Source organism: Terriglobales bacterium (genome assembly GCA_035567895.1).
In the GTDB taxonomy this organism is placed as follows: domain Bacteria; phylum Acidobacteriota; class Terriglobia; order Terriglobales; family Acidobacteriaceae; genus Gp1-AA112.
The window spans coordinates 47,450-71,980 of the sequence record DATMPC010000105.1 but is presented as its reverse complement, the minus strand read 5'-3'; the positions used below and the strand labels follow the sequence as shown (position 1 = coordinate 71,980).

Below are 24,531 nucleotides of genomic sequence, written 5' to 3'. Positions count from 1 at the left end.
CGAGAAAATCGCAGGATGTAGAATCGCGCGTTGCTGTGAAGACAAAGGCAATTCCCGTTGAGAGGGCTTCGGATTCGGTACGCCGCAAAGGCGTTCCGTTGCTCGACCTGTCGCGCCAATACGCCGCCATTCGAACCGAGGTGCTGGCAGCCATCGAGGGCGTTTGTGATTCGCAGCAGTACATTCTTGGGCCGGCCGTTAGCGACTTTGAGGCTCGGGCGGCCCAGTTTCTGGGAGTGAACTCTTGCATTGGGTGCGCCTCAGGAACCGATGCTATCTTTCTCGCCCTGGCCGCTGCGGGTATCGGCCCGGGAGACGAAGTCGTCACTACTCCCTTCAGCTTCTTCGCGACGGCGAGCTCGATTACGCGGATCGGTGCGCGTCCGGTATTCGCCGACATCGATCCCAACACCTACAACCTCGATCCCAATTCGGTACAGACTCAGATCGAGCATCGCGTTCGTGTGAAGGCGATCCTCCCGGTGCATCTCTATGGACAGTGCGCCGACATGGATGCGCTTGGCAACCTTGCAAAACAGTTTGGTCTGGTCGTCGTCGAGGATGCTGCGCAAGCATTCGGCGCTACATGGCGTGGTCGCCGCGCTGGAACACTCGCTGAACTCGCTTGCTTCAGTTTCTATCCAACGAAGAACCTGAGCGCCTTTGGCGATGCGGGGGCAGTGACGACGAACGACGAAGATCTCGCCGCGAGGGTTCGCTTGTTGCGGGCGCACGGAAGTCGCCAACGCTATTACCACGAAGAAATCGGCTGGAACAGTCGGCTGGATTCATTACAGGCGGCGGTTCTCTCAGTGAAGCTGAAGCATTTGGAGAAATGGAACAGGCAGCGGCAGCAGCATGCGGAAACCTACACGAAATTCTTCTCAAAGGCAGGATTAGCTGGCACTGACTCACCAGTTCGCTTGCCCAGCACCGATCCAAATTCCTCGCACATTTATCACCAGTACGTAATCCGCGCGCAGCGCCGGGACGAGCTTCGCAAGTTTCTGATAGATCGCGGAATCGGTTCGGAGGTCTTCTATCCCGTGCCTCTCCACCGACAGAAGTGCTTTGACTATCTCGGATATGGAGAAGGCTCACTCCCGGTTGCCGAGGCTGCCGCCCGCGAAGTCCTCGCATTGCCGATGTTCGCTGAGCTTAGAGATGACGAACTGCGGACTGTAGTGAACGCCGTGGCCGAGTTCTATTCCTGAAGTGCGATCAACAGAACGGAGCGCCGGGCGCCCACGCCCGGCGTGGTGCCGCAAGGAACGAAACCTTGGAGAACTCGCGTCCTAAGCAGTTCGCCGGGCAAGGGCGCCCGGCGCTCCGTTCCTTACCTGGCGGCGCTTGTTTTGCAACGGAAGTGGAATGAGCAAAAAGAAGGCCAGCCGGCTTCCGGCTGGCCTCAAACATAAAGCGACTACCAGGCGAGCCTCAACGACATACGCATGGAACGTCCAGTGGAGTTCAATTGCGTAACGTCTAGGAAAGTGCCTGCGCTGGAGCCGTTCACCGTCCGGTTTGGCACGCTCGTTAAGTTCACGGTGTTCATCGCATTGAGCATTTCGACGGCATACTGCAGCTTGAATCGCTCCGTAATCGGGAATGCCTTACGGATGTTCAAGTCGAGCCTGTCAAGACCCTTGCCGTGCACCGAATTGCGACGAACTGTATTCCCCGTGGGTAGGCCGAGGCCCTCAATGAAGTGCACCGCGCTTGCTGCTACGCAAGCGTTGCCCGCATCAGGATTGGCATAGCCCGTAGCGCAGGCGGCGTTGATGACCGCTCGCGTGTTGAGCGGAGCGGACAAATTGCCGATGTCTGGCCGGTCGGGACCAGCCTGACCATCATTATTGCGATCAGTACCGTTGTGCACCGTGTAGGGAAATCCGCTTTCGAAGCGTTCAATACCTGCGAGAGTCCAGCCACCGAGAATCTGTCCGAGCACGCCCGTCTTCGGACCGCGAAGATCCCATACCCAACTGATCACTGAGCTGTGGCGGAAGTCGAAGTCGGAGTCGGCATAGTCGATCCGCGGGCTCACGCCCAGAACTTCAGAGACCGACTGGAACGAGCTCGCGTTCGACAGCTGATTGAAGACGTCGCTGATCTCGTCGAGCGAATGACCGTAAGTGTAGTTTGCACTCAGCAGGAAGTTGCCAAGCGGAGTCGAAGAAAAGTTACGACGCACCTGGGTCTGCAGTCCGTTGTAATTGCCGTTCGCCGACGAGGCTCGTATGGTACGTATGCCTTCGCCTCGGCGGATAGCAATATTGGCTGCGGATGTGGGAGCTGTAATCTGCAACTCCGGATGCAAGCGGTCGCCCGTGGCCGTATTCACTACAGGGTTCACATCGATCGTCCGGTACTGCTTTTTGGAGATCGATCCTACGTAGGAAACGTCCAGGATCAGGCCCGCCGGCAGCTCGCGCTGCACGCCCAGTGACCAGCGATCGGTATATGGGTTCACCAGTTTTTGGGGGAACAGATTGGACTGAGCCGTAGCTTTCGTCAGCGGTGTTGGCTGAATGCCAGAGAACAGACCGCTGAAGTTAGGAGTTCCTCGACCGGTGGTCGATGAAGTGATCGTTCCTCCAATCGCATTCGGCGTTGATCCCGCGATGTTTGACAGCAGGTTGTTGAACTGCGAATCGTAAGTCGTCTGGAAGCCGCCACGAATTACGGTTTTGTGCTCTCCAAACAACCGGTTACTCGGGCTCCAGGCGAAACCGACGGTCGGAGCAAAGTTGTTGTTGTCCGGATCCACCTTGTGAGGAGTCGCAAAATTCACCGGATCATAATTCGTAAACGCCGCGATCGTGAAGATGTTCGCCGGAGTTCCGTAGTTCTCGTAGCGCAGCCCCAGGTTTAGAGTCAGGTCTTGGGTTACTTTCCACGAGTCCTGGAAGAAATACGACTGCCGAAACAGGTTGGGATAATAGACGGAATTGCCAAAGAGCCGATTCAGGCTGCCGCTGCTGCCTCCGAAATCGTCGATGTAATTGGCGAAGGCCGTGGCTCCGGTGCTGGATCCGAAAGTGAGCGAGCCGCGTTCGTTGAACGGTGGATGCTGGCGGGCGAGCTGTCGGAGGAAGTCGCCACCAACCTTGAAGCTGTGCTTCCCGCGAACCATGGTTACCGCGTCGGCATACTGCCAGTTATTGGCGAAACGGAACTGCGGGATATTAGTGGCGAGGCCGAAGCCGGCAATGCCGCTAATGGCATAGCTTTGCAGAGTGTTGTGAAAAGCGTCTGTCGAGGCCGGAGGAAAATTGAACCCTATGCGACCGTAGTTGAAACGAAATTCGTTCGTCACGGTCGGACTAAACGTGTAAGTGTCGCTGAAGGTTCCGCCGAGCGTCTTGCCGGTGAAGCTGTTGTCAAAGCCTGGCAGCACGCCGACTACACCGTTCGTGTTGAATCCAGGATCATTCGTGTTGCTGTCGTAGAGCCAGCGGAAGCTCAGCGACTGTCTGTCTGAGGCTATGTGGTCGACTCGAATCTGATGGTTGTTGTCCGGAATGGCAGCGGAAGCCACGCGAACGAACAGGCCAGTTTCGACTGACTGGCCCGTGCGAGCCGAGCCATTGCAGGAACCGGTGGCGCTGGGAGACTGAATGAGGATGTTGGAAAGCGATGTAGCGCCGCGCACCGAACCCAGGGCTTTTAGATAAAGCGCTACATTCGGGCACGTGGCGGCAAGAGGAGTAAGCGCAGCAACGCCGTTATCGGTGGGGATGCGGATGTTGGTTGTGGCCTTGCCGAACTCGCGGTCCCATTGAGCGGCGGCGAAGAAAAACGTCTTGCTCTTTCCGTTGTACAAATGGGGAAACACAACCGGGCCACCAATACTGAACCACGGAATATTGTGGACGTCTCGCGGGGGCCGCGTGATACCACCAATTTTCTGGTTGTAATTCAGTGCTTTGAAGACGTTGCCGGTATAAGCGTACGCCGCAGTTCCATGCAGGGAATTAGTTCCCGATTTGGTAATTTGATTGATGATCCCGCCTCCGGCGCGTCCAAACTCGGCGGTGAAGTTCGAGGTTTGCACGTTGACTTCTTCGACAGCATCCGGATTCGTGATCGTGTACGCCGGGCCGGTCACAGAGATGTCGTTATTCTCGACGCCATCTATCAAAAAGTTGTTGCCGCGCGGCCTCTGGCCGTTCACTGTAAAGACGAGCGTCCCGTTCTGGTTGATGTTGCCGTTGGGCGACACTACGACACCAGGCGCTGTCATAGCAAGCGTTAGAGAGTCAAGACCAATGAGCGGCAAATTGGTGACAGCGCGTGAGGAGATGTGTTCGCTGCGCACCTGTTCGGAGGTCTGGAGGGAAACCTCCGCCGCGGAAGCCTCTACGTTGATAATCTCGCTGCCTCCGCCGACGTTCAAGGTGAAATCGACTTCGAGTTGACGCGCCGCCTGCACCTCGAGACCACTTTTGCGAACGGTCCTGAACCCGGGCGCTTGCACTTCCACGACATACGTCCCGAGGTCAACCGCGTCGAAACGATAAATGCCGGCACTGTTAGTCGTCGAACGCCGGCTCACATCAGTTGCAGGTTCAGTAAGAACCACGGCAGCGTTGGCGACCAGAGCGCCACTTGGATCAGTAACTGTGCCGCTTACTGTGCCCCTACTCGTAACCTGGGCCATAACTCCAGCCAGGGCCATCAATACAAATCCCAGCCCTGCTATTGCCTTGTGAAGGAAGTGTTGACGCATCGTTCTCTCCTCGGAAAGAGTTGGTCTTCGCTGGGCGCTCGCGTTGGGAACTTCTAAACAGACTTGGGGGAAACGAAAAGGAGGATACGTGCTTAGCCCCGGCTGAAGACGACTACCTATTCCTAAGCAGGTCAGCGGCCAAGCTGTGAAGTTGTGTGAAGTTATGTAAATCAGGTACTTACCGGGAACCCGTCCGATTCATCCCGGGAGCATTCATATGCTTTTATAGAAGGTGCAGCGATTGTTTACATTTTTTGGAATCACTACTCACCGAAACCCGCCACTTTAGCAGTGCTAAAACCCTGTTAATCTCTGCATTTTCGCTGTTGATAGCACTGTTATTCGTCCCAACGTGGAAGCGTTAGGCTCTAAGTTTGACTGACTTCACGCCGCGGTAGCGCGTGGCAACAGGGTCGCCAATCTTTGCCGGTATGTTCCCCCCTCGCGCTTCAGTCGGCCACTCTCGCTGGCTTCGCTAACCGATCCGGCGGCGCTCAGGGTAAATCCCAGGCGAAAGGCGCAATAGGCGATCAGATAGCCGGGCAAGCGGGCTTCAATTGCGTCGCCGGAAATGCGCTGGTATTCGCGAACGAGCCGATCGCTGGCTTCGTGATCGAGCTTCCATTCCGCAATTGCACCAGCTAGATCCCACGCTATATCGGTGGGACCAGGATAGAAGTGATCGTCGCCATGCGATGCCGCGTCGACTTTGATTAGACGGCCGCCAGACGTCGCAATCCACTCGTGCGGCATCATGCGCGCGTCCGCCAGTACGGGCCGCTCGATGGGCAGAACAACGGACTGAGAAACTCCAAGCGCGCGTTCGAGGTTCACCTGTGTCATCTGCTCTAGCGCATCGCTCAAGGGGAAAGGATGTTCAAAATGGGCTGCGCGAAAAGCGCAATATCGGGCTAACCGCAGTACGGTATCGCCATCAGCGCACTTCGGCCTGACTCCTTCGATCCATGGGCACTCACTGAATCCCTCTCCGGCAGCTGAGATCTCCGGTCCCCAGCCATGTTCGGCGAGCAGTTGCGACCGACTACGCACCGCCCTGCCATAGTGTCCATGTCCATCAAAGCGAAACATGCTGCGCTTATCCGCGGAAAGAAATTTTCGCCTTTCGGTCCAGGCCCAAACACCAGGCCAATCGTGCTCACTCGCGAAGACGGCTTTCCGCCACTCGCCCCAGCCGATATCCTCTGCTGCCTGTGCAGGAATCCGGCGAGTCGGTTTGAGCGAAATTGTCCGGAAGCAGCTCCACCGATTGACGGCATCGGGAGCAAATAGTGACGAAGGGTTCGGGCTTGAACTGGGCAGAAGAATGATTCGATTCTGGGAAACACCCGCCTTGGCCAGGGCTTCAGCCACTGCAAGGAATGACGATCCACTCAGCCCTGGGCCTTCGTCGACGACCAGAAATGACGCTTCGCGCTGCATTCCCCTCGCAATCCACTGTCGATGTTTTTGGCCTAGGGAAAGCACACGATCGAACGGATGCCCGGTCGGCCGTACCGTGATCCGCTCTGCCGGAATGCCGTGCAGCTCGAACCAGGCTCGTACCACTGCGCTGAGCGTCGTACCGATCGAACGAATTCCAACGACTGCCACGGCAGGAGCATGGATTGCGTTTTCGTCTAGCAGATCTGCGTAGTCGAGCGGATGCAGCGCGTAGTAGCAAAAACCTTCCGGGGTTGAGGCTGTGATCCGTTCAGGAACTTCGGCAGCAGCGATACTCTCAAGCATCCCTGGGAAGAGCTTGGGACCCGATTGCCCGGCCAGCGCGAATGCGAGCTGATCGGTTAGCCGCACCAAAGCTTCGGTGCTCGCATCGCATGCATCGCAATCCGCTAAAGCGCACTCCAGCTCTCCTGAGCGAAGGAGGGCTTCTATCAACTCTTCGCGGGACGATTGCAGACGGAAATCGGAGATCTGCAAGAGGCCGTCGAGTTTTCGCTGGAGCGTTCGCAGAAGATCGCGCCCATCAAGCACACGTCGACCATCACGGAAGACTAAAAGGTTCCAAGCGGTAGGGAGGGGCATCGGCTTCAGCCGTGCCGGTTAATGGGCCGCAAATCAATCCGGCTTTAGCTGCCGAGGTGACCGGGGCGTGATGAAAACCTCAGTGGCTAAAGCCGGAAGAGTCTTGATGCTCGTTAAGCGGCACGGCTAAAGCCGATGCCCTTCCCCAAACAAGCGTTGAACTTCATGAAATCACCGCTAAGCAGCTTCTTTCTTGCTACCGCGCGATACTCGGGGAGACCGGGACACGTCGCCCTCTTTGTCGATGAAATACAGGTACTGATTGTCGCGCTCGACAGCCTTGTCTACAAGGATTTCCGTCTTGCCTTCGCCTGATTTGGGCTTGTGGCAAGCGTTGCCGTCTTTGTCCAGGAAATACAGGTATTTCGTATAGTCGCGCTTCAGCCCAAGCTTCTTCACCTTTTCTGCCATAGGGTTGCTTGGATTCGGGAACGTCACGGCCTGATGCCTACCGATGAGCAAGAATGCCCCTGTCGATTCGCGCGCACCTTGACGCTAATTGCAGACTAGCTGGAATCAGCGGGCAGCCGATTTCTTGTTGCCACTTGCAGCTTTCGCAGTCTTTACCGGAGTCTCACCGGGAGCGAGAACACGTTTCACGATCACACCTTCGAGCCGGTATTTCTGCTCGGCGGGACTACCGTTCTCGTCCTTGACGCGAATAGTGAACGTAGGCTGCTCACCCAGATTCTCAAAAGCTTCCTTGCCTACTGATACCGGTAGGAGCCCGAAGACATTGCGCTGCCGATAAGCCGTTTCGTACCGGTGCTTGCGATCGTTCCAACTGAAAACCCGGATTTGGTTGTAGTCGAAAGGCATACCATCTTTCGATTCAGTCATCAGCACCAGGTAGTAAGGAACGTCCTTCTTGAGTGCCGAGTCGTGAACTGTGGTCAGGGGGAAGAAGGCAACAATGCGTTGACCCTCGGCGTACTGCGCAATCTCCAGGGGCACATCGACGTCGATCATGCGCGCGAGAATCCATCCCGAATGACCCTGCGCGCTGCGCACGAGCCACCAGTCTTCCATCAGCGCAGCAGAAGCACCGGGGACCATCTGGTCGTGCTTGGCCCTCTCTTTCACGGTGAGCTTCTCTTGACGCGCCGCCTTCCTTGCCGAAACCGGAGGCGTTGCAGGCTTCTCCGTACCCTTGTATTCCTTCTCCTCTTCCTTGGCCGCATCGTCCTTAACAGCATCGCTTGCATCCTGTTTTTCTTGAGACGATCCAGATTGGAGCTGAGGCGGCGGTGGAGCGGAACTGGCGGCCTTGGCTACGGTTATCCTCTGCAACAGAGCGACTTTGTCGCCTTCTTTGAGCAGAAAGAGGCGCTCCGTATTGCGCCCAGCCGAGAGGTGCAAGCGGAAGTCGCTGCGCAGCACACCGTGAGCCTGGGCTGGGTCGTCCTGATACTCGCGATACATCTTCTGAAACTCGGCGAATACGTTCTCGCCCACGAGATAACGATCCTGCAGCCAGCCTTCCTCGCCGGCTGCGTTGCGCACGCGCTCCCAACGCTTGCCGCGCTCGAGGACAACAACACGATCGCCGTTATGTACGGTCCCGGTCTTTGAATACACGGGAGCTACCCGGTCGCGTAGGAAGGCCTGCGTCGCGGTCACGTATAGGACATCTTCCTGCTTCCCCGCACCGCCCACTCCGCATGCGGAAAGCCCGATTAGGAGACCAAAAATGCCAACGGACACGCTCTGCTTGAAGAATCCAGACGCAGTACAACTGCGAGAACACAATGAGGCACGCAGACTTGAAAGCGAGGAGAGAATCGAAAGAGAGAATTGTCGAGAAGCTGGGGATTTCACACGCAACGTGGGAGAGATGTAATGCGGAACTCGAACGGTCCGGAGTCGGAAACAACCCAGACCTCGTTATGCACTTCTCCGTGCCTCCGTGTCTCCGTGGTTAGTTTGGTTTCTTCTTGAGCTTCGTGATGGTTTCGTCAATTGGCTTGCGTCCCGCATAGCCTTCCTCGACTCCGTGCCAATGGGTAATCTTGTCTTCGCCCATCTTCCAGCAAAGCAGAATCGTGTTGCCGCCGACCACGCAGGGAAAATCGAGCAGGCCCATGTCGATGTCTTTCACCTGAACGCCAGTTGCGTCGATCTCAGCCACGACGTCTTTGATGCGCTGAACGGTCTTGTCGCGCTCTGCTCGACGCGTAGCGGCCTTCCCGATTTCCACCAGCAGTCCTCCGGACAGGAATATCCGTTGTCCGAGCGCCTGGAACTCCGCGTCGATAGTCTCAATCAGTTTCTTCCCGTCGATCGCCTGCTTTAGCAGAGACTTCAGGACAGGCAGCAGGACTTGCGCTTCCTGCAGAGTAAAAGTGCGTTGTGCCATATGGGATAGTTCTATTTTAGTCGATGGCGGGATTGAGCACTCAGCATTCGGTAACCAGCAGTCAGCCGTACTGCCTAATGGTTCGCCGAGCTCAGTTCTTTCCGCCCAAGATGTTTCGTGGCTGAATGCCGAGTGCTGAATGCTGAGTGCTCGCTTTACGCCCCAATCTCCAACATCCGATCCAGGGCCACTCTGGACCAATACTTAACGTCCTCAGCGACGCGAATGCGGTTCACCACGTTGCCGTCCACAAGATTTTCGAGCGCCCATGCAAGATGTTGCGGCGAAATGCGGAACATCGTTGTGCACAGACATCCAGAATCGTCGAGGGTAATAACCTTCTTTCCCTGCTCGGCGAAGCGCTTGCCCATGCGGTTCACGAGATGAATTTCTGTGCCAACTGCGAACATGGTGCCCGCAGGTGCATCCTCGATAATCTTTATCAAACGCTCGGTTGAGCCGAGTTGATCAGCCTTCTGGCAAACCTCCCAGCGGCACTCAGGATGCACGATCACCTGAATCCCGGGATATTTCGCGCGCACGTTGTCCACGTGCTCCGGTAGAAAGCGCTGATGCACTGAGCAGTGTCCTTTCCACAAAATGACTTTGGCAGCTCGCAGACGATCTGGCGTGAGTCCACCATTCAGCATGTACGGATCCCACACCACCATCTCCGAAAGCGGAATTCCCAGCTTGTAAGCTGTATTTCGTCCGAGATGCTGGTCGGGAAGGAACAAGACTTTGGGAGACTTTGCATACGCCCAACGAAACGCTGCACCTGCGTTTGAGGAGGTGCAAACCAGACCACCGCGCTCGCCGACAAAGGCTTTAATCGCCGCAGTGGAGTTCATATAGGTGAGCGGAGTGATGCCACTGCCGTCTTCCCCAACAATTCCGAGTCGCTCAAGCTGCTCCCAACAGTCTTCCACCTGGCCGATCTCGGCCATGTCGGCCATCGAACATCCGGCATTCAGGTCCGGCAGGATTACCTGCTGCTCGCGTCGCGCGAGAATGTCGGCGCTTTCTGCCATGAAATGCACGCCGCAAAAGACGATGTAACGTCCATCTGCCTCGGCAGATATCTTCGAAAGCTTGTAGGAGTCTCCGGTGTAATCGGCGAAACGAATTACTTCGTCGCGCTGATAGTGGTGTCCGAGGATCACGCAATCGCGTCCGAGTTCGCGACGAGCTTCGGCGATGCGGTCATCCATCGTGTCATCGGGGAGGACGAGATAATTATCCAGCGAGCACAAGGCTCGTTCGGCAGCTACGCTCATTCAATTTTCCGCCTTCAGTCTCGACACAACTGCATGGCTAATTGCCTTGGCGTTGCTCGAAACGGGGATGTTGAAAGCAATCCGCCGGCTCCAGTAGGTGCGCTGCGCAGTTTCACGCCCCACCTACGGGGTTGTTGAAGCCGACATTTATAAGATGTCTCAGCCGCTCAATAGTCACAAGAAATGTGACTAGCTAAGTAGCTGAGGCACAATGAGTTTCGCACTTTCGGGCGCGGTTTGCAACACCGGAGAGGCGAACACGAAGGTCATGAAGGGAACTGAGGAGGTCACGAAGCACGCGTTGAGGCACTAAAATCACTGGTTTTAGCAGCTCCGTGATCTTTTCGTTTGCCTTCGTGACCTTCGTGTTCGCCTCGTCCCTCGTCTGAGTGCCAAAGAAAACCTCAAACTCGCCCAAGCTGACCTTTTTCCTAGGCAAAGGAGGCGTCGGCAAGACAACCGTCAGCACCGCCTACGCGCTGCATGCGAGCGCAAAACGCGGCAGCAAAGTCGTCTTAATCTCTACTGATCCGGCACATTCTCTCGCCGATGTACTCGATGTGAAGCTCAAATCGGGAATGCAAATGCTGCATGGTGTAAGCCGAGCTAAGCTTTCGGTCTGGCAAGTAGATGCCGGAGCGAGATTTCGGGAGTTCCTCGACGAATATCGCGACGCCATTACCAACCTCGTGGAGCAAGGAACGTTTCTCTCGAAATCTGAAATCGATTCGTTTCTCGAGACCACTCTGCCGGGACTTGCAGAAGTGAGCGCGCTTCTCACGATCTCTGACCTCTTGGAGAGTGGCCAGTTCCATGAGATCGTGGTCGATACTGCACCCATTGGACACACGCTTCAGCTCTTTCGCATCCCAACACAGCTCGCGCGCTTCCTGGAATTCCTGGAGCTTTCAGGCAGACGCGATGAGGTCCTCGCTCAACATTTTGGTGGAAGGGCAGTTAAGCGTCCTCGCGTCCTCGATCAATGGGATGCCGTGCTGGCGTCGCTTCGCGCTGCGCTGTCGTCAAGGCAGTCGAAACTCGTGATGGTCACCAGCTCCGAGAAGTTTTCGCTGGCAGAGGCGTCACGAACCGCGCGCATGCTGAAGGAAGAAGCGGATGGGCAGATCGCAGAAGTAGTTCTGAACCGTGTCGTAATTCGCGGAGGAAGTTGCAAACGCTGTCAGAAACGGGCACGCGAATACGCGGAAGCCTTGAAGTTTGTGGAGCGCAGATTCCCAAAGGCGGACATTCTGACGGGAGAAGACCCGGGTGCACCGATCATTGGCGCTGAAAATTTGCAGCGGTTTGGCGAGCATGTCTTCGATAACAAGCCGCTCCGTCTTAAACTGCCTCGACCAAAGCGCACAGCACCCGTGGAGTTTGAGGCAGCGGAATGGCCGGTTACGAACACGCAGCTCACCCTCACGGTGGGAAAGGGAGGCGTGGGAAAGACCACCATCTCCGGAGGCTTGGCCTATGCGCGCCGTGAGCGACATTCGCGCGAAAATCTGCTGATCTGTTCCACCGATCCTGCACCTTCGCTGGACGATTTGTTTGGGCAGAAAGTTGGTCCGACGCCAAAACCGGTCCTCAATGACAAGCACTTCGCTGCGGTGGAAGTCGATTCTACGGCGGAATTCCTGGCATGGAGCCGCAAGGTGAAGCGGATCATGTCGCAGTCTCTCGCCATGGAACGAGGTGGCCTGCACGTGGAGTTGTCGTTCGAGTACGAAATGATCTCCGCACTGCTCGACATTGTGCCTCCGGGTGTCGACGAAATTTTCGCGGTCTTCAAGCTGCTCGACTTTATCGAGTCACGCAGGCTGGCGCTGGTAATCGACATGGCACCCACCGGCCACGCGCTCGAATTGCTGCGCACACCTGACCGTCTGGTGGTTTGGACGCGCCTGCTGTTGAAAAGCCTCGCTGAGCACCGTACACTGCCGCTGGCGCAGGACTTGGCGGTCGAAGTCGCGTCCATTTCGCAGCGCGCGAGAGAACTTGCTGCGCTGCTGAAGGACAACAAGAGCGCTAGTCTATTTGTGGTGATGCTGCCCGAGCCGCTGCCGGACCGGCAGACTGGACGCCTGCTCGAGAGTTTGCGCCACCTAAAGCTTGCGCCACAAGCAGTATTTGTGAACCGGATTCTTACTGAGAAAGAATCGCGAAATTGCGCGCGCTGCGGCCTGGCGCGGAGTTGGCAGCTTGCGACTTTGTCACGTTTGTGCGCAGACAAACTGACGCACTATGCAGTTCCCGATTTCGCCGGACAAATCTCTGGCGCCGCCGGATTGAGACGCCTAACGAAACAATTGTGGCAAATACAGTGAAATCCAAGCCGCGAGCGAACGCCAATGGCCTGCTTTACCTCTACGGCATCAGCGCAAAGAATCCGGGGGTGAAAATCAGCAGCTCCATCCACGGAACCACGGCCGTCGAATGTCTGGAAGATGCGGGGCTGACAGCCTGGTTCAGCCGTGTTCCCGAAACCGAGTTCGGCGAAAAGCTAGCCTCCAACATGGAGAATCTGGAATGGCTCACAGGCGCAAGCGTGCGTCATCAACGCGCAGTCTCCCAGATCTCCGAAACGGTTACGCTACTGCCAGCCCGTTTTGGAACAGTATTCAAGAGTGAAGAATCCTTGCTGCAACATATGCGCGCTGAGAAAGACAAACTCTCGGCCACACTCACCCGCATTGAAGGCACTGAGGAGTGGGGCGTGAAGCTTTTCCTGAATCCCTCACCTCCAGCTTCGCCGATCGAAACCGCTTCAGGGCGCGACTACCTGCGAGCCAAGGCCATGGTCCAGGTAAAAAAGCGCACGGAACTCGATCCTGATGTCGTTGAGTTTGCCCGTGAGCTTCAGGCCATCGCCGCCGATTCAGCCCCTGCCGGCAAGGTCAGCTCAGGGCAAAGCAACCTGGAGTGGCAAGCATCCTTCCTCGTCCGAAAGAAGGATCGCCCAAAGTGGGACAACATGCTGAAGCGTTATGCCACTCGCTGGGCCGACCGCCGCGAAATTCAATGTACCGGACCTTGGCCGCCGTATTCGTTTGTGTAAGTTGTCATGCATTGCAATACATCCTAGCGCGCCGTATGATTTGGGCTTATGGGCAAAGGAACTATAAGCTTTCGCCTGGATTCCGAAAAACTGGGGGAGCTCGATGCTCTGGCGGATGCCACTGACAGGGATCGCACCTACCTTCTCAATGAGGCAGTGACTGCCTACCTCGAAGTCCAGCGGTGGCAGCTCGAACAAATCAAAACAGGCATTGCGGAAGCCGATGCCGGCAAGCTGGTAGAACACGCGAAGGTTCGAGCCATGGCTGCCAAGTGGCGCCGCCGGAAGTGAAAGTAGTCTGGACGTCCAGAGCTGCCCAGCAACTGCACGCTGCATACGACTATTGGTCGACAGAACACTCTCCTCAAGCCGGCAACAGGATGCTGGAACGCATTTTCTCAGCTGTTGAAGTATTGGAAAGATATCCTGACGCAGGACGTCACGGCCGTATTCCTGGAACCCGAGAGATAGTCATCCTTCGCACTCCTTTCCTGATTGCCTACCGGCTTCAGCACAACAAGGTTCAGATTCTGGCGGTCCTTCACGGCGCACGGAAGTGGCCCGAGAATTTTTGACGCGCTTGCCGATTTCGTGAACGCTGCCCGCTTTAGCCGCACCGATTGGAGATGCATTGGTATCCGTTCGTTCAGACAAGCCTGAAATCCTCAGTCCAAATCCAGTGCCACCTTAAGGGCTCGATTGAGCTCGGAAGACTTCGTCGCTGAGAGCGATCCCAAGTATTGTGTCAGGTCTGCTTTGCGAAGGCTCACCAGGTTGTCGCACATGATCCAGCTCTGATGCTTCAGCCCTTCGTCTGGACCAACACTCACCTGCGTCGCCAGACCCTGCCCAGACGTAAATACAGGAGCACAAATTACAGTAGAAAACTTTGAAGAGATCAGCACTTGCCGGCTAACAACCACGAAACTGCGATACTGCTTGGGATCTCCACCGGGTCTCTGAACGCGATATAGGTCGCCACGCCTCACCAATCAGCTCCCGATCACTCTTCGCCGAATTGATATTCAAGTACGTCGGCGGCCTCTTCATTGAGGCGTTCAGCCGCTTCATTCAGCCGTTCAAGCTCGCGAGCATGAAGCCGGCTGCGTTCTTTTTGCTTTAGGTAATAGCGCAGTATCGATTCAATCAGGGCTGAACGAGATCGCCGCTTTCCTCCCAATCGGTCGAGGTCCGCGAGAACCTCGGTCGAGAGTGTGATAGACGTCTTCTCTTTCATACTACCAATATACTACCAGCGGCCTGACTGCCATAGGAATGTTGACGACGCTGAGCGAGCAAATCCTGCAACTGCTGCTGAACGAACTCAGCCGCAGTTACTATGTAATCTGGATTGCCAATGCCTACCCAAACCACAGCCGACGCAATTCTCACTCCCGCAAAGTCCGGGGAGGACGAAGCTTCCCTGCTCGACATCCTCGATCACGTGTTGAACGCGGGCGTCGTGCTGCACGGAAGCCTGGTGATCTCGGTAGCTGGAGTCGATCTCGTTTATCTCGGATTGAATGCCGTTCTCACCTCTGTCGAGACGGCGATGAAACACATTGAACGGTCTCCTTCCTCCTGAGCTCTTGAATGACGGTGCTTCCCTACTGCATTCTGCTTGGCGATTCCGTTGCGGCGTTTCCCGAAACGGGAGTACTGAATTCCCGTATTCATCAGCTCATCGAGCGTGATCTGTTAGTCCTCTATTCCGAGCTGTCGAAGAGCGACATCTCGCCAAAAACATTTCAATCGGCAGCCCTGGACTTCCATGAGGCGGTACATGCAGTGTTTAGCCATGCCGCAGTGGTGCCGTTTCGCTTTCCTACATGGCTTACATCGCCGGAACTTAGCAAGCACTTGCAACAAGAATCGCTGCGCTACTCGACGTTTCTTAGTAGGCATGCCCAGCATGCGCAAATGGAGGTGCGGGTGACACCTCCGCCCACTGGCTCTGTAGCAGATGCGAAAACAGGAACAGAGCATTTGCGGGCCCGAGCTGCTGAGTCGCGGCACCTTCGCAATACAGCAGAGACTGTGAAGAAGCTGCTCTCATCCGAGGCGATCGAGTGGCGTGAGCGCGACACTCCACAAGGATTTCGCCTGTACGCACTCGTTGACCGAGCGAATATCGCGGCCTTCCGTGAGAGACTGAGCAAGTGCGAGCACCAGATCAATGTGCGTTGGAGTGGCCCTTGGCCCGCAACCGAATTCCTGGAGTCTCCGCGGAGATCTGAACCCTGAGCGACGAACCCAAGAAGATTGCGCCTGACGAGATGGAGCAAGCCATCCAGGGTCTCAATCGGGAACTCGCGTCTATCGCCAGCGGAACAACGCAGCGCCTCGATTGCAACTCTGAGAACATCGAGCAAGGACTGGCCCGCCTTGTGCTCAGTCTCATCGAACTCCTACGCAAGCTTCTCGAACGTCAAGCGATTCGCCGCATGGAGGGCGGCGCTCTCGCCGACGCGCAGATCGAGGAGATGGGACTCGCGCTCATGAAACTGGAGCAGAAGATCCGCGAGTTGGCCCAACACTTCGGGCTCAAACCGGAAGATCTAAATCTCGATTTGGGACCTCTCGGCCAGTTGTGGACTGACGAAAAGAAGTAGTCTGCTCTCCTATGAAGAATTTACTTACCAGTTGTACCTGACCGTGTAGATCACTTTCTGCTCGCCGTCGGAAGGCACGTCTATGGGGAATTCGATGGTTTGGCTGTCTTTTTTTGCGAAGTCGTTGGAGTTTTGCGTGATGTCCCAGGTTGCTCCGCGATACAGATGTTCCACGACGACGATTTTCGCTGCCTCTTTCTTATGGTTCCTCACTCGGACTTCGAATGACTCCTCGGCATAGTTGCTGTTATTGTCGATCTTGAAGTTAGTACGGCGGCGCTCTCCTACTAAATCAAAGGCGTTGCCGGTGTACACGCGGATGGTCTCATCTTTGGCCGTGTGCGGAATCGTGTTTTCCCCGATGAACTCCAGTTGCTCTGCGTCGCCACGGCGGTAGAAGCGCATTCTTCCCTTGGGTAATGGCACGCCCAGATGATTCGCGTCGGAGTTCTTGAATTCCTGCATTACCCAGACGCTTTTGTTCTCAGACGTCGCGCCAAACTCGCGGCTCTGACGTAGATATTGCCAGTTCTGGTATTGATACTGAGGATCGGGGCTGAATCCGTCGTACACGTAAATCCGCTTCGCCTGAATGCCGCCGGCACGCAAGAACTCCACTTGCTTCGTCTCGCGATTGGTGATGCTCAAGGGACGATGAAGCGTATAGAGGTGATACTCGTCGAAAGTCTTCTGTGTGACTTGGGGTGCGGGGACTGGGCCGGCCATCGAAGCTATGCCGCCGCCAAAACCTCCTCCATACCTAGCTTGATTCGGCTGCACCTTGTTTACCTCGCCCGCCATCAACTCCACATTGGCATCGCGAAATCCCTTGCCGCTGTGATTGTCGATCGTCACCCAGCCGATTAGTTCCAGCGTGTCCCCGTTCGGCGACGCTGTGATGTTGTAGTCCGCCTCCCAGCTCATTCCGCCGGTGATGTATCCCAGTTCGGCGTTGAAGTTCCCGCCGCTCGACTGCAGCTTCCAGTTCATCATCGGTTTCAAGATGGTGCTGTCCGGCAGTGAGGGGAAGAGCGGCGTCCCAGGAAGGGAGAATCGCAAAGCGCCGTTCACCTCGATCAGAGGCTGTTCCATTCCGGGAGGGATTTGCGTGTTGTTGTACGCCTGATTAAGCAGATATTGGTTGTAGCCAGGACCATAACGACGGGCCAAGCCGGCCCGATCGACATAGCCGCTGCGAATGATCTTGCCTTTGACGATCTCGGTGCGGTCCTGCTGGCGAACTTCAAAATCGATGGTCTGGCCTTCGAAGAGGGAAAGCAGCAGTTGCTGGCTGGCAGTCTCTGCGCGGTAGTTCTGCTCGAGCACCTGGACGGTATGCTTGCCGGTGGGATCGCGCAGGATTACGGAGTCGGGTTCCACCTGCTCGGTGGCATCATCGAAGCTAATATCGTTCACTCCCGATTTGGTCTGCAGTGGCAGCGTCTGCCGCACGACCGCAAAATCCTGGTTATAGATTGTGATGGAAGCCGGCGCGCTCGCACGCATTACCGGAGACGAATTGGCAGGTTGTTGGGCGCAAAGAGAAATACAAGGCAAGAACACCACAAAACAACGAAGCCGCTCGATCATGGGTGTGACTCCTCAAAGTGATAAAGAAGCCAGCATTATGTGCTATGAACGCGTTCAGATTAGAGTCTTGCACCGTGTTCTGGCTGTGCGCACACACAATGCCCCAGATAGTTAATGGCGGTTTTGGAGAAAAGAGTTACGGCAGAAAGATGCCTCTTTCGGCTTTTCGCGAGGACGCCGCGTGATTTCCGTCGTTATGATGGAAACTCACGCTTTCAATTCTTGCAGAGCACGGAGCGAGTGACGTGAGCCGATTTAGCCTCGCTCGAAGAATGACCGAAGTTCGGGCTCTATTTTGCGCACGATCCTCTCAAGATCCCATTTGAGGCACGTCTCCCGCCATCCCCTAAATCCCGCCATCACAATCACCTTCAGTGGCAACACCCAACCGTTCTAGCACCCCTGTGACGTTCTCTGTCACACCCGCAATGCATAACATCCTTCAGGCGATTCTCTGTCCTCCCCCAGAATGCGCCATTTCGGAGAGGTCAATGAAACCACTTGTCCATCTTGCACTGGCAGCTTCTCTCAGCTTTACGGCTGCCGCTCAGACCGCGTCTTCACAGGCCGCATCTATCGGCAAACCTTCTGTCGCTCACCAGATGAAGGCGATCAACTATCGCAATTCTTCGTCGTCGAAGGTCAACATGCAGGGCACGGAGCTAATGCCCTCCGCCGGCGGTGAGGCGCAGGTCAAGAGCCGCAAGGGACGTGTGGAAGTGGAACTCATGATGGCTGGCCTGGAGCCCGCCAACAAGTTCGGCATGGAGTACCTGACCTATGTTTTGTGGGCCATCAGCCCGCAGGGTCGCGCCGTAAATTTAGGGGAACTGGTTCTCAGTCATGGCCAGACAGAGGTAAAGGCCACTACGGAATTGCAGACTTTCGGGTTGGTGGTTACGGCTGAGCCGTACTTTGCCGTGACGCAGCCGGGAAGTCTCGTGATCTCTGAGAACATGCTGCGCTCCGACACCGCGGGAATGGAGCAACAGATCCAGTTCAGTTACCAGCTCTTGGGACGTGACGCTTATAGGTCATCGAACGCGCGCATTGAAAATGCCATTTTCGGAATCGATCCGCGTACTCCGCTGAGCCTATTTGAAGCACGCAATGCGGTACGCATCGCGCGCAATGCTGGTGCTGACAAGTACGCTGCCAGTGCTCTGGCCAATGCTGAAAAATCGCTATCCAACGCCGAAACGGCATATCGCAATAAGCAGAAATCGTCGGTTGCAACTTATGCCCGCGACGCTGCCCAGACTGCTGAAGACGCCCGTGTGATGTCACTCAAGAAGCAGGAAGAGGAGCGCCTGGCCCGTGATTCGAGCGAGCGCGAAGCGCAAGCCCGCGCTCAGGCAGCGGCAGAAGCACAGCGCCGCGCTCAGGCGGAAGAAGATCGCGCTAGAGCAGAAGCAGCGCGAAGCGAAGCTGAGCGCATGCGCAAGGAAGCCGAATTAGCGACGCAGCAGGCTGAACAAGCCAAGGCTCAGGCTGAACAAGCGAAAGCAGAAGCAGATTCTGCCCGTCAGGCTGCACTGGCGCAACAGCAGCAGCTAGCACAGGAAGCCGATAAAGCCCGGGCTGCCGCGCAGGAAGCCGACCGTCTCCGTCAACAGGCTGAAAAGGACAAAGCGGATCTTCGCGCGCGCCTGTTGCAGCAGCTCAATGCTGTGCTTGAGACGCACGACACCGCACGCGGCCTGATCGCCAACATGGGCGACGTGCTGTTCCAGACTGGCAAGTACGAACTGAAGCCGGAGGCTCGCGAGCGCCTCGCTAAAGTTTCGGGTATCCTGCTGGCCTATTCGAGCCTGAAGGTTGCGATCGAAGGACACACCGACGCTGTCGGAACCGATGAATATAACCAGCGGCTCTCCGAACAACGCGCACAAGCTGTGCGTGATTACTTCGTAAACCAGGGTGTCGCTTCAGCCGCCGTGACAGCGCGAGGCTTGGGAAAGATGCAGCCTATCGCCAGCAACGACACGCCAGAAGGCCGACAGCGGAACCGGCGCGTGGAATTGGTGCTCTCCGGCGAAGCGATTGGAACAGATGTTGCGGTAAGTTCCCCGCGCGGGCAATAGCACGCAACCCACGCGACGGATTTACCGTCTGCATAGTAAAGACGCAGCATGCTGCGTCTCTACGAGGACGATGGACCACTCAGGTCAATCACTGGAGAGACTTAATCCTCGAGCTCTAATCCTCGAATCCTGCAGAGAGGATTTTTCTTCCAGAGGCAACTCTGCCCTGCTGACCCGCATCGAACCATTCGGTTTATTGGAATTGTCAGGCACTCCCCGCGGATGCTTTCCCCGCACCCGTCTTGGCGCATTTCCATTTTTTTCTGTCTAACAAGGTCTACAGCCTTGGCTGTTTGGTGCTGTTTTCTGTACAGTGAGCAGTTCGTGTTTTTTAGCGTTGATGTTATAGAGAGACTCGACGGATGGAACGAGCACCTACGGTTTCCGGCACCACAAACCTTATAGACATCCTGGATCGAATCCTCGACAAGGGTCTGGTGATTGCGGGTGACATCCGCGTTTCCCTGGCCAATGTCGAGTTGCTGACCATCCGCATTCGGCTGTTGATTTGCTCTGTCGACAAGGCGGAGCAGATCGGAATGAACTGGTGGAAGTTCGATCCGAACCTTACACGCCAGGTGACAGAAACAAGGACGCGCAGTCTGCCTGCGTCGACGCAAAACCGCAGCGTTGCTTCTGTCTTAGGGGGGAGACCGCGGCGGTCCGCGACTCCGCCTATGACACGGCCAAAACCGGGATTACGAAAGAAATAACAATAACTATGAAACAAGCAAAAGTGGAGAGATTGAGGAGGGGCCCAGATGGCTGTTGAGAGAGTATCCGGCGGATCAAGCCTGATCGATGTTCTTGATCGCATTCTCGACAAAGGCATGGTCATAGACGCGTGGGTGCGTATCTCCCTGGTCGGTATTGATCTCATTACGGTGGAGGCTCGCGTTGTGGTTGCGTCCATCGAGACCTACCTGCGGTACGCCGACGCAGTCGGACTGATGCCCACCATTAGCCGTCCGAAACTCTCAGGTGGTGAGCAAGGCGGATTAGGCGAGGAAGAAGAGGGTGAGGACCTCGTACCAGCTCCGCGAGCTCGCAGGCCCAAGAAGGGCGGAGGTCGGCGGTAAGCCTGCACGCCCACAAGGGTCCTCATGGCAACGCCTGAACTTCGTCTGCACAAGCCAGAGCCGGTCAAACGACGGTTGCGCGTCGCTTCACGCGGCGCTCCAGCAGCGTTACGCCTCCTACAGGCGGAGCGCTCCGAAGAGGTCTACCCGATCTTGCTGGAAGAGATCGTTGGCCTAGGCTTTCAGCGTACATTCATCGTTGCCGTCGATTTTGAAACCGGCGAGGTCCTCCCTTCAGCCTCGCTGAACTGCTCTAAGAATTACCTCGACCGGTTTCGCAGTTCGCTCTTCGCCGCGGAAAATGCAGTAGTAGACGTGCTGAATTCACAGCGCCCGAGCGTGGTAAGAGACTCTTCCCTACACCATCGCTCCCTCTATTGCCATCCCATCATGTACGGCAACACCAGCGTTTGCTGGGAGGCCGAGCGCGAGCGACGCGCCGAGTGTCTGGCGGTCGACAACAACCTCAGGCGCCGCAAGATGAGTCTGGAGAGCCAGGTTTGCGGCACCTGCAACATGCGCGCCTATGCCGCGCTGGTGGCAGTGGAACTGCCCTCCAAGGCCACTCCGGAACTTATCCCGCTCAGCAACCTGATCGAGATGGCCAACCGCTATCTCTCCCGGCTGTTTAAGGTTGAGCACTACTACAACCGCATGACGGACATGGACGTAACCATCGCCCAGTTGCAGACCGTCATGCAATCGATGAGCGATCCGGTAATCCTTACCGATAACCACTACCGGGTAATCGTTCAGAACCGGGCTGCGGAGCGTTTCTTTAAGGTTCCAGACAGCACAGTCGCAGAAGGGCTTACCGAAGGCCTGGCGCGCGCGGTGGAGATGAATAACCTGCTCTTCTCCGCAGCGCTGTCTTCCGTGGCCGTCTCGGGCGTGGAGGCCTCGCGCGATCTGACTCTCATCGATGCCATCGAAGGCGAAGAGATGCTCTTCGAGGCCGTCTGTACGCCAACGTTCACACGCGACGGTATGCCGATAGGCATGGTAACCGTGATGCGCGACGTCACCGATCTGCGCCGCGCCGACCAGGAGCTGCGTACCAACTACGAGAAACTGCGCGCTGCCGAAGAGCTGGTTCGTCAGGATCGCGACCGCCTGAACGTGATCATCGAGAGCGTCGGCGATCCAATTGTTGTGTGTGATGGATCGGCAAAAGTCGCGCTGCTGGATCCTCTGGCACAGAACTTGTTCGGCATTAACGAGAAAGAAACCTTATCCGATACGGTTCGCGTCAAAAATCAGGCGCAACTTGACGCGTACGTCACTGCGTTCACCTTTGGCTTTGCGGATAAGGAAAGTGGCATCCTGAAACTAAGCGATCCCAATACGAAGCAGGAGATCGAATACGACACGCGATCCGGCAAGATCTACGACGAGCGCGGACAAGTGGCCTTTACCGTCACAGTCCTACGAGATCTGACGGCGCTCCGCCGCGTAGAGCAGTTGAAAGTCGAGCGTCGCATGCTGGAAATCGAGAAGTTTGCTGCCGCGGGACGCCTCGCCGCCACTATCGCCCATGAGGTCAACAATCCCATGGAGGCGATCAAGAACGCGATCTATCTGCTGGCAGATTCGGTGAAAGCCGATGCGCAGCCGGTCTACGACATCCTGAAGTCAGAGACCGAGCGCGTTGCTCGCATCGTGCGGCAAATGCTTGGCCTGTATCGAAACAACGAGCAGGTCAAGCCCGTTAATATCAACACGCTGGTAGAAGACACGGTCCTGCTGCTGAATCGCCAGCTACAGCGGAGCAATATCGAAGTGAAGACCAAGCTGCGCGACTTGCCTGACGCGGTTGTTGCTGCCGACCAGTTGCGCCAGGTGCTTTCGAACCTGGTAATCAATGCCAAGGACAGCATGCCCGAGGGTGGCCGGCTGCAACTGCGTACTCGTCATGTGCGGCACGGTAAAGAGTATCCGCTTGGAAGTATCCGGCTTCTGGTTGCAGATACTGGAAGCGGAATTCCCAGGGAATTGCGGAAGACGATCTTCGAACCCTTCGTGACGACAAAGGGCGAGAAAGGCACTGGGCTGGGCTTGTGGATTGTCCGCGGAATCATCGGCAACCACGGCGGCAAGATTTCAGTCAAGAGTAAGGTAGGTAAAGGCACGATCTTCAAGATCGAATTGCCTGCAACGAGATGAGGGTTATTCACCACGGAGACACGGAGACACGGAGAAAATCCTTGGGAGCGCCTGGGTGTCGAACCGTCCGCTCTATTGTGCATACCAAGTTCGAGGAAGAGGCCAGACAGAACTCCCAACGCCTTTCTCCGTGCCTCCGTGTCTCCGTGGTGAAAGGGTTTTGACTTTAGTGCCGACCGACAAGAAATTCTCGATTCTCGTAGTGGACGATGAGCGCGCGGTGCTCACCACCTACGGTCTGATCCTGTCGCGCAAGGGATACGACGTCGAAACTGCGATCTCGTCTGTGGAGGCAATCCAGGCGCTGAATCGCCGCGATTTCGACCTGCTGCTCTGCGACTATTCCCTGGAACAGGAGCACACCGGCTTTGAGGTCATCGACTACGGGCGGAAGAAGCAGGCAAGCACCAAGGCCGCCATTCTCACCGGATACGCAAGCAGAGAGACCGCCGAGCAAGCGCGAAAAGATGGCATTGCCATTCTGTACAAGCCAATCGACATTGAAGAGTTCTTTACGACGATCGATAAACTTTTGAGAGAAGAGTATGACCCCCTCGAAAACAACGAAGAAGAAAGCGGGCTCAATCCCCGCACGGCCGAAGAAGGAAGCAGCGCGGAAGGAAGTACACAGCCTGGAACCGGTCGACGCTCCCGCACTCGGGCAATCTAACGGTCAGCCCCAGTCGCAGCAGCAGGAAGGCCGCTACGTCTATGGCGTGATCGAAGCCCGCGACAACGTCGGCTTCGGCAAGATCGGCATTGGCGGTATGGGCGAGAGCGTCTATTGCGTCCAGCACGGCGACGTGGCGGCGGTCGTGAGCAAGACTCCGGTCTTCATCTTCGATCCCACGCGCGAAAACGCACTCGCCCACGAGCACGTGATCGAGACGGTGATGAAGTCGAACACGATCATCCCCATGAGTTTCGGTACAGTCTTCCGCACCGACGACGATATCCGGGAGGTGCTCAAGAGCATTTATCCGTCACTCAAAGACGTGCTCAAGCAGATGGCCAACAAGCTGGAGTTCGGCCTTAAGGTCACTTGGGACCGCGATCGCATCGTCGAAGAACTGAAGCGCGAGAACGAAGAGATTCACCGCTTCCAACACGAACTCACGCGCAAACACCTGCAGTCCACTTACTTTGCACGCATGCAGCTCGGACGCATGATTGATAAAGCCCTCTCCGAGCGCGCAGCAGAGGTTGTCCGCGAAATTTACGACGGACTAAGAACCGTATGTGTGGCCTCACGCGACAATAAGGTTATCGGCGACAAAATGATCATGAACGCCGCCTTCCTCATCCAGAAAGATAAAGAGACGGAGTTTGACGCTGCAGTGAACGCGGTTGCGCAAAAGTTTGGCGATCGCTTGAACTTCAAATACACCGGCCCATGGCCGCCATATAACTTCGTGAACATACGCTTGAAATTGGAGAGGGGAAGCGCAAACTAAGAAGAATCGGATGATCGGGTGATCGGGCGAAGTGAAAACCGGAGGCTTTCGATCTGACAGTGTTTGGCTGTTACTTCACC

The 24,531-nt window shown here is 56.2% G+C and carries 22 protein-coding genes; 13 read left to right on the top strand and 9 right to left on the bottom strand.

Translation table 11 applies throughout. From position 1 onward, the window contains the following. Window positions 1–35 precede the first annotated feature (35 nt). The gene (locus tag VNX88_22675; protein ID HWY71490.1) at window positions 36–1,214 is read left to right on the top strand and encodes a DegT/DnrJ/EryC1/StrS family aminotransferase; all 1,179 of its coding nucleotides are present in this window, start codon (window positions 36–38) and stop codon (window positions 1,212–1,214) included. A gap of 209 nt (window positions 1,215–1,423) precedes the next feature. Here the strand turns inward: VNX88_22675 and VNX88_22670 are convergent, their stop codons facing one another. The 6 genes from VNX88_22670 to nadA form a co-directional block, all read right to left on the bottom strand. Next, on the bottom strand, window positions 1,424–4,732 hold the full coding sequence (locus VNX88_22670) for a carboxypeptidase regulatory-like domain-containing protein (GenBank protein ID HWY71489.1): 3,309 nt from the start codon (window positions 4,730–4,732) through the stop codon (window positions 1,424–1,426). 384 nt (window positions 4,733–5,116) lie between these two features. After that, the gene (locus tag VNX88_22665; protein ID HWY71488.1) at window positions 5,117–6,775 is read right to left on the bottom strand and encodes a hypothetical protein; all 1,659 of its coding nucleotides are present in this window, start codon (window positions 6,773–6,775) and stop codon (window positions 5,117–5,119) included. A 177-nt stretch (window positions 6,776–6,952) separates the two neighbouring features. After that, window positions 6,953–7,186 carry a hypothetical protein gene (locus tag VNX88_22660; GenBank protein ID HWY71487.1) on the bottom strand — a complete coding sequence of 78 codons (234 nt, stop codon included), beginning with the start codon at window positions 7,184–7,186 and terminating at the stop codon, window positions 6,953–6,955. Window positions 7,187–7,291: 105 nt separating this feature from the next. Further along, window positions 7,292–8,479 (bottom strand): hypothetical protein, encoded by a 1,188-nt coding sequence (locus tag VNX88_22655; GenBank protein HWY71486.1) that lies wholly within the window; start codon window positions 8,477–8,479, stop codon window positions 7,292–7,294. Between the two features lie 214 nt (window positions 8,480–8,693). Further along, complete coding sequence (locus VNX88_22650; GenBank protein HWY71485.1) at window positions 8,694–9,131, bottom strand: DUF2203 domain-containing protein; 438 nt, start codon at window positions 9,129–9,131, stop codon at window positions 8,694–8,696. A 155-nt stretch (window positions 9,132–9,286) separates the two neighbouring features. Continuing rightward, a complete protein-coding gene (nadA, locus tag VNX88_22645) occupies window positions 9,287–10,408 on the bottom strand; it encodes a quinolinate synthase NadA (GenBank protein HWY71484.1) in 1,122 nt (373 codons plus the stop codon). A gap of 389 nt (window positions 10,409–10,797) precedes the next feature. On the opposite strand from nadA, the gene VNX88_22640 reads away from it, so the two are divergent. From VNX88_22640 to VNX88_22630, 3 genes are read left to right on the top strand one after another with little or no spacing between them, the layout of a single operon-like run. Next, window positions 10,798–12,738 carry an ArsA family ATPase gene (locus VNX88_22640; protein HWY71483.1) on the top strand — a complete coding sequence of 647 codons (1,941 nt, stop codon included), beginning with the start codon at window positions 10,798–10,800 and terminating at the stop codon, window positions 12,736–12,738. Next, complete coding sequence (locus tag VNX88_22635; protein HWY71482.1) at window positions 12,723–13,469, top strand: GvpL/GvpF family gas vesicle protein; 747 nt, start codon at window positions 12,723–12,725, stop codon at window positions 13,467–13,469. Before VNX88_22640 ends, VNX88_22635 begins: the two co-directional genes overlap by 16 nt. Window positions 13,470–13,517: 48 nt before the next feature. Continuing rightward, on the top strand, window positions 13,518–13,760 hold the full coding sequence (locus VNX88_22630; protein HWY71481.1) for a ribbon-helix-helix protein, CopG family: 243 nt from the start codon (window positions 13,518–13,520) through the stop codon (window positions 13,758–13,760). Window positions 13,761–14,134: 374 nt separating this feature from the next. Here VNX88_22630 and VNX88_22625 read toward each other — a convergent pair whose 3' ends face one another. Together VNX88_22625 and VNX88_22620 are read right to left on the bottom strand one after the other, a co-directional pair. Further along, window positions 14,135–14,458, bottom strand: coding sequence for a type II toxin-antitoxin system PemK/MazF family toxin (locus VNX88_22625; GenBank protein HWY71480.1), 324 nt, complete (start codon window positions 14,456–14,458; stop codon window positions 14,135–14,137). 14 nt (window positions 14,459–14,472) lie between these two features. Next, complete coding sequence (locus VNX88_22620; GenBank protein HWY71479.1) at window positions 14,473–14,706, bottom strand: hypothetical protein; 234 nt, start codon at window positions 14,704–14,706, stop codon at window positions 14,473–14,475. A gap of 120 nt (window positions 14,707–14,826) precedes the next feature. Here VNX88_22620 and VNX88_22615 point away from each other — a divergent pair, with 120 nt between their 5' ends. The 3 genes from VNX88_22615 to VNX88_22605 are packed head-to-tail and all read left to right on the top strand — an operon-like array spanning window position 14,827 to window position 16,081. Continuing rightward, entirely contained in the window at window positions 14,827–15,054 is a 228-nt protein-coding gene (locus VNX88_22615) for a gas vesicle protein (protein HWY71478.1), read from the top strand. A gap of 8 nt (window positions 15,055–15,062) precedes the next feature. Beyond that, window positions 15,063–15,713, top strand: coding sequence for a GvpL/GvpF family gas vesicle protein (locus VNX88_22610; protein ID HWY71477.1), 651 nt, complete (start codon window positions 15,063–15,065; stop codon window positions 15,711–15,713). A 32-nt stretch (window positions 15,714–15,745) separates the two neighbouring features. Further along, entirely contained in the window at window positions 15,746–16,081 is a 336-nt protein-coding gene (locus VNX88_22605) for a gas vesicle protein K (protein ID HWY71476.1), read from the top strand. A 24-nt stretch (window positions 16,082–16,105) separates the two neighbouring features. Here VNX88_22605 and VNX88_22600 read toward each other — a convergent pair whose 3' ends face one another. Then, on the bottom strand, window positions 16,106–17,671 hold the full coding sequence (locus VNX88_22600; protein ID HWY71475.1) for a hypothetical protein: 1,566 nt from the start codon (window positions 17,669–17,671) through the stop codon (window positions 16,106–16,108). Window positions 17,672–18,162: 491 nt separating this feature from the next. Here VNX88_22600 and VNX88_22595 point away from each other — a divergent pair, with 491 nt between their 5' ends. The 6 genes from VNX88_22595 to VNX88_22570 all read left to right on the top strand — a co-directional run bounded on the left by VNX88_22595 (window position 18,163) and on the right by VNX88_22570 (window position 24,451). Further along, the gene (locus VNX88_22595) at window positions 18,163–19,755 is read left to right on the top strand and encodes an OmpA family protein (protein HWY71474.1); all 1,593 of its coding nucleotides are present in this window, start codon (window positions 18,163–18,165) and stop codon (window positions 19,753–19,755) included. 362 nt (window positions 19,756–20,117) lie between these two features. Then, on the top strand, window positions 20,118–20,468 hold the full coding sequence (locus tag VNX88_22590; GenBank protein HWY71473.1) for a gas vesicle protein: 351 nt from the start codon (window positions 20,118–20,120) through the stop codon (window positions 20,466–20,468). A gap of 48 nt (window positions 20,469–20,516) precedes the next feature. Beyond that, on the top strand, window positions 20,517–20,834 hold the full coding sequence (gvpA, locus tag VNX88_22585) for a gas vesicle structural protein GvpA (protein ID HWY71472.1): 318 nt from the start codon (window positions 20,517–20,519) through the stop codon (window positions 20,832–20,834). Between the two features lie 24 nt (window positions 20,835–20,858). Next, complete coding sequence (locus VNX88_22580; protein ID HWY71471.1) at window positions 20,859–22,997, top strand: ATP-binding protein; 2,139 nt, start codon at window positions 20,859–20,861, stop codon at window positions 22,995–22,997. A 169-nt stretch (window positions 22,998–23,166) separates the two neighbouring features. Further along, the gene (locus VNX88_22575; protein HWY71470.1) at window positions 23,167–23,667 is read left to right on the top strand and encodes a response regulator; all 501 of its coding nucleotides are present in this window, start codon (window positions 23,167–23,169) and stop codon (window positions 23,665–23,667) included. Then, window positions 23,582–24,451 (top strand): GvpL/GvpF family gas vesicle protein, encoded by an 870-nt coding sequence (locus tag VNX88_22570; protein HWY71469.1) that lies wholly within the window; start codon window positions 23,582–23,584, stop codon window positions 24,449–24,451. The genes VNX88_22575 and VNX88_22570 overlap by 86 nt, the downstream gene beginning before the upstream one ends. The last annotated feature ends 80 nt before the right edge of the window (window positions 24,452–24,531 follow it).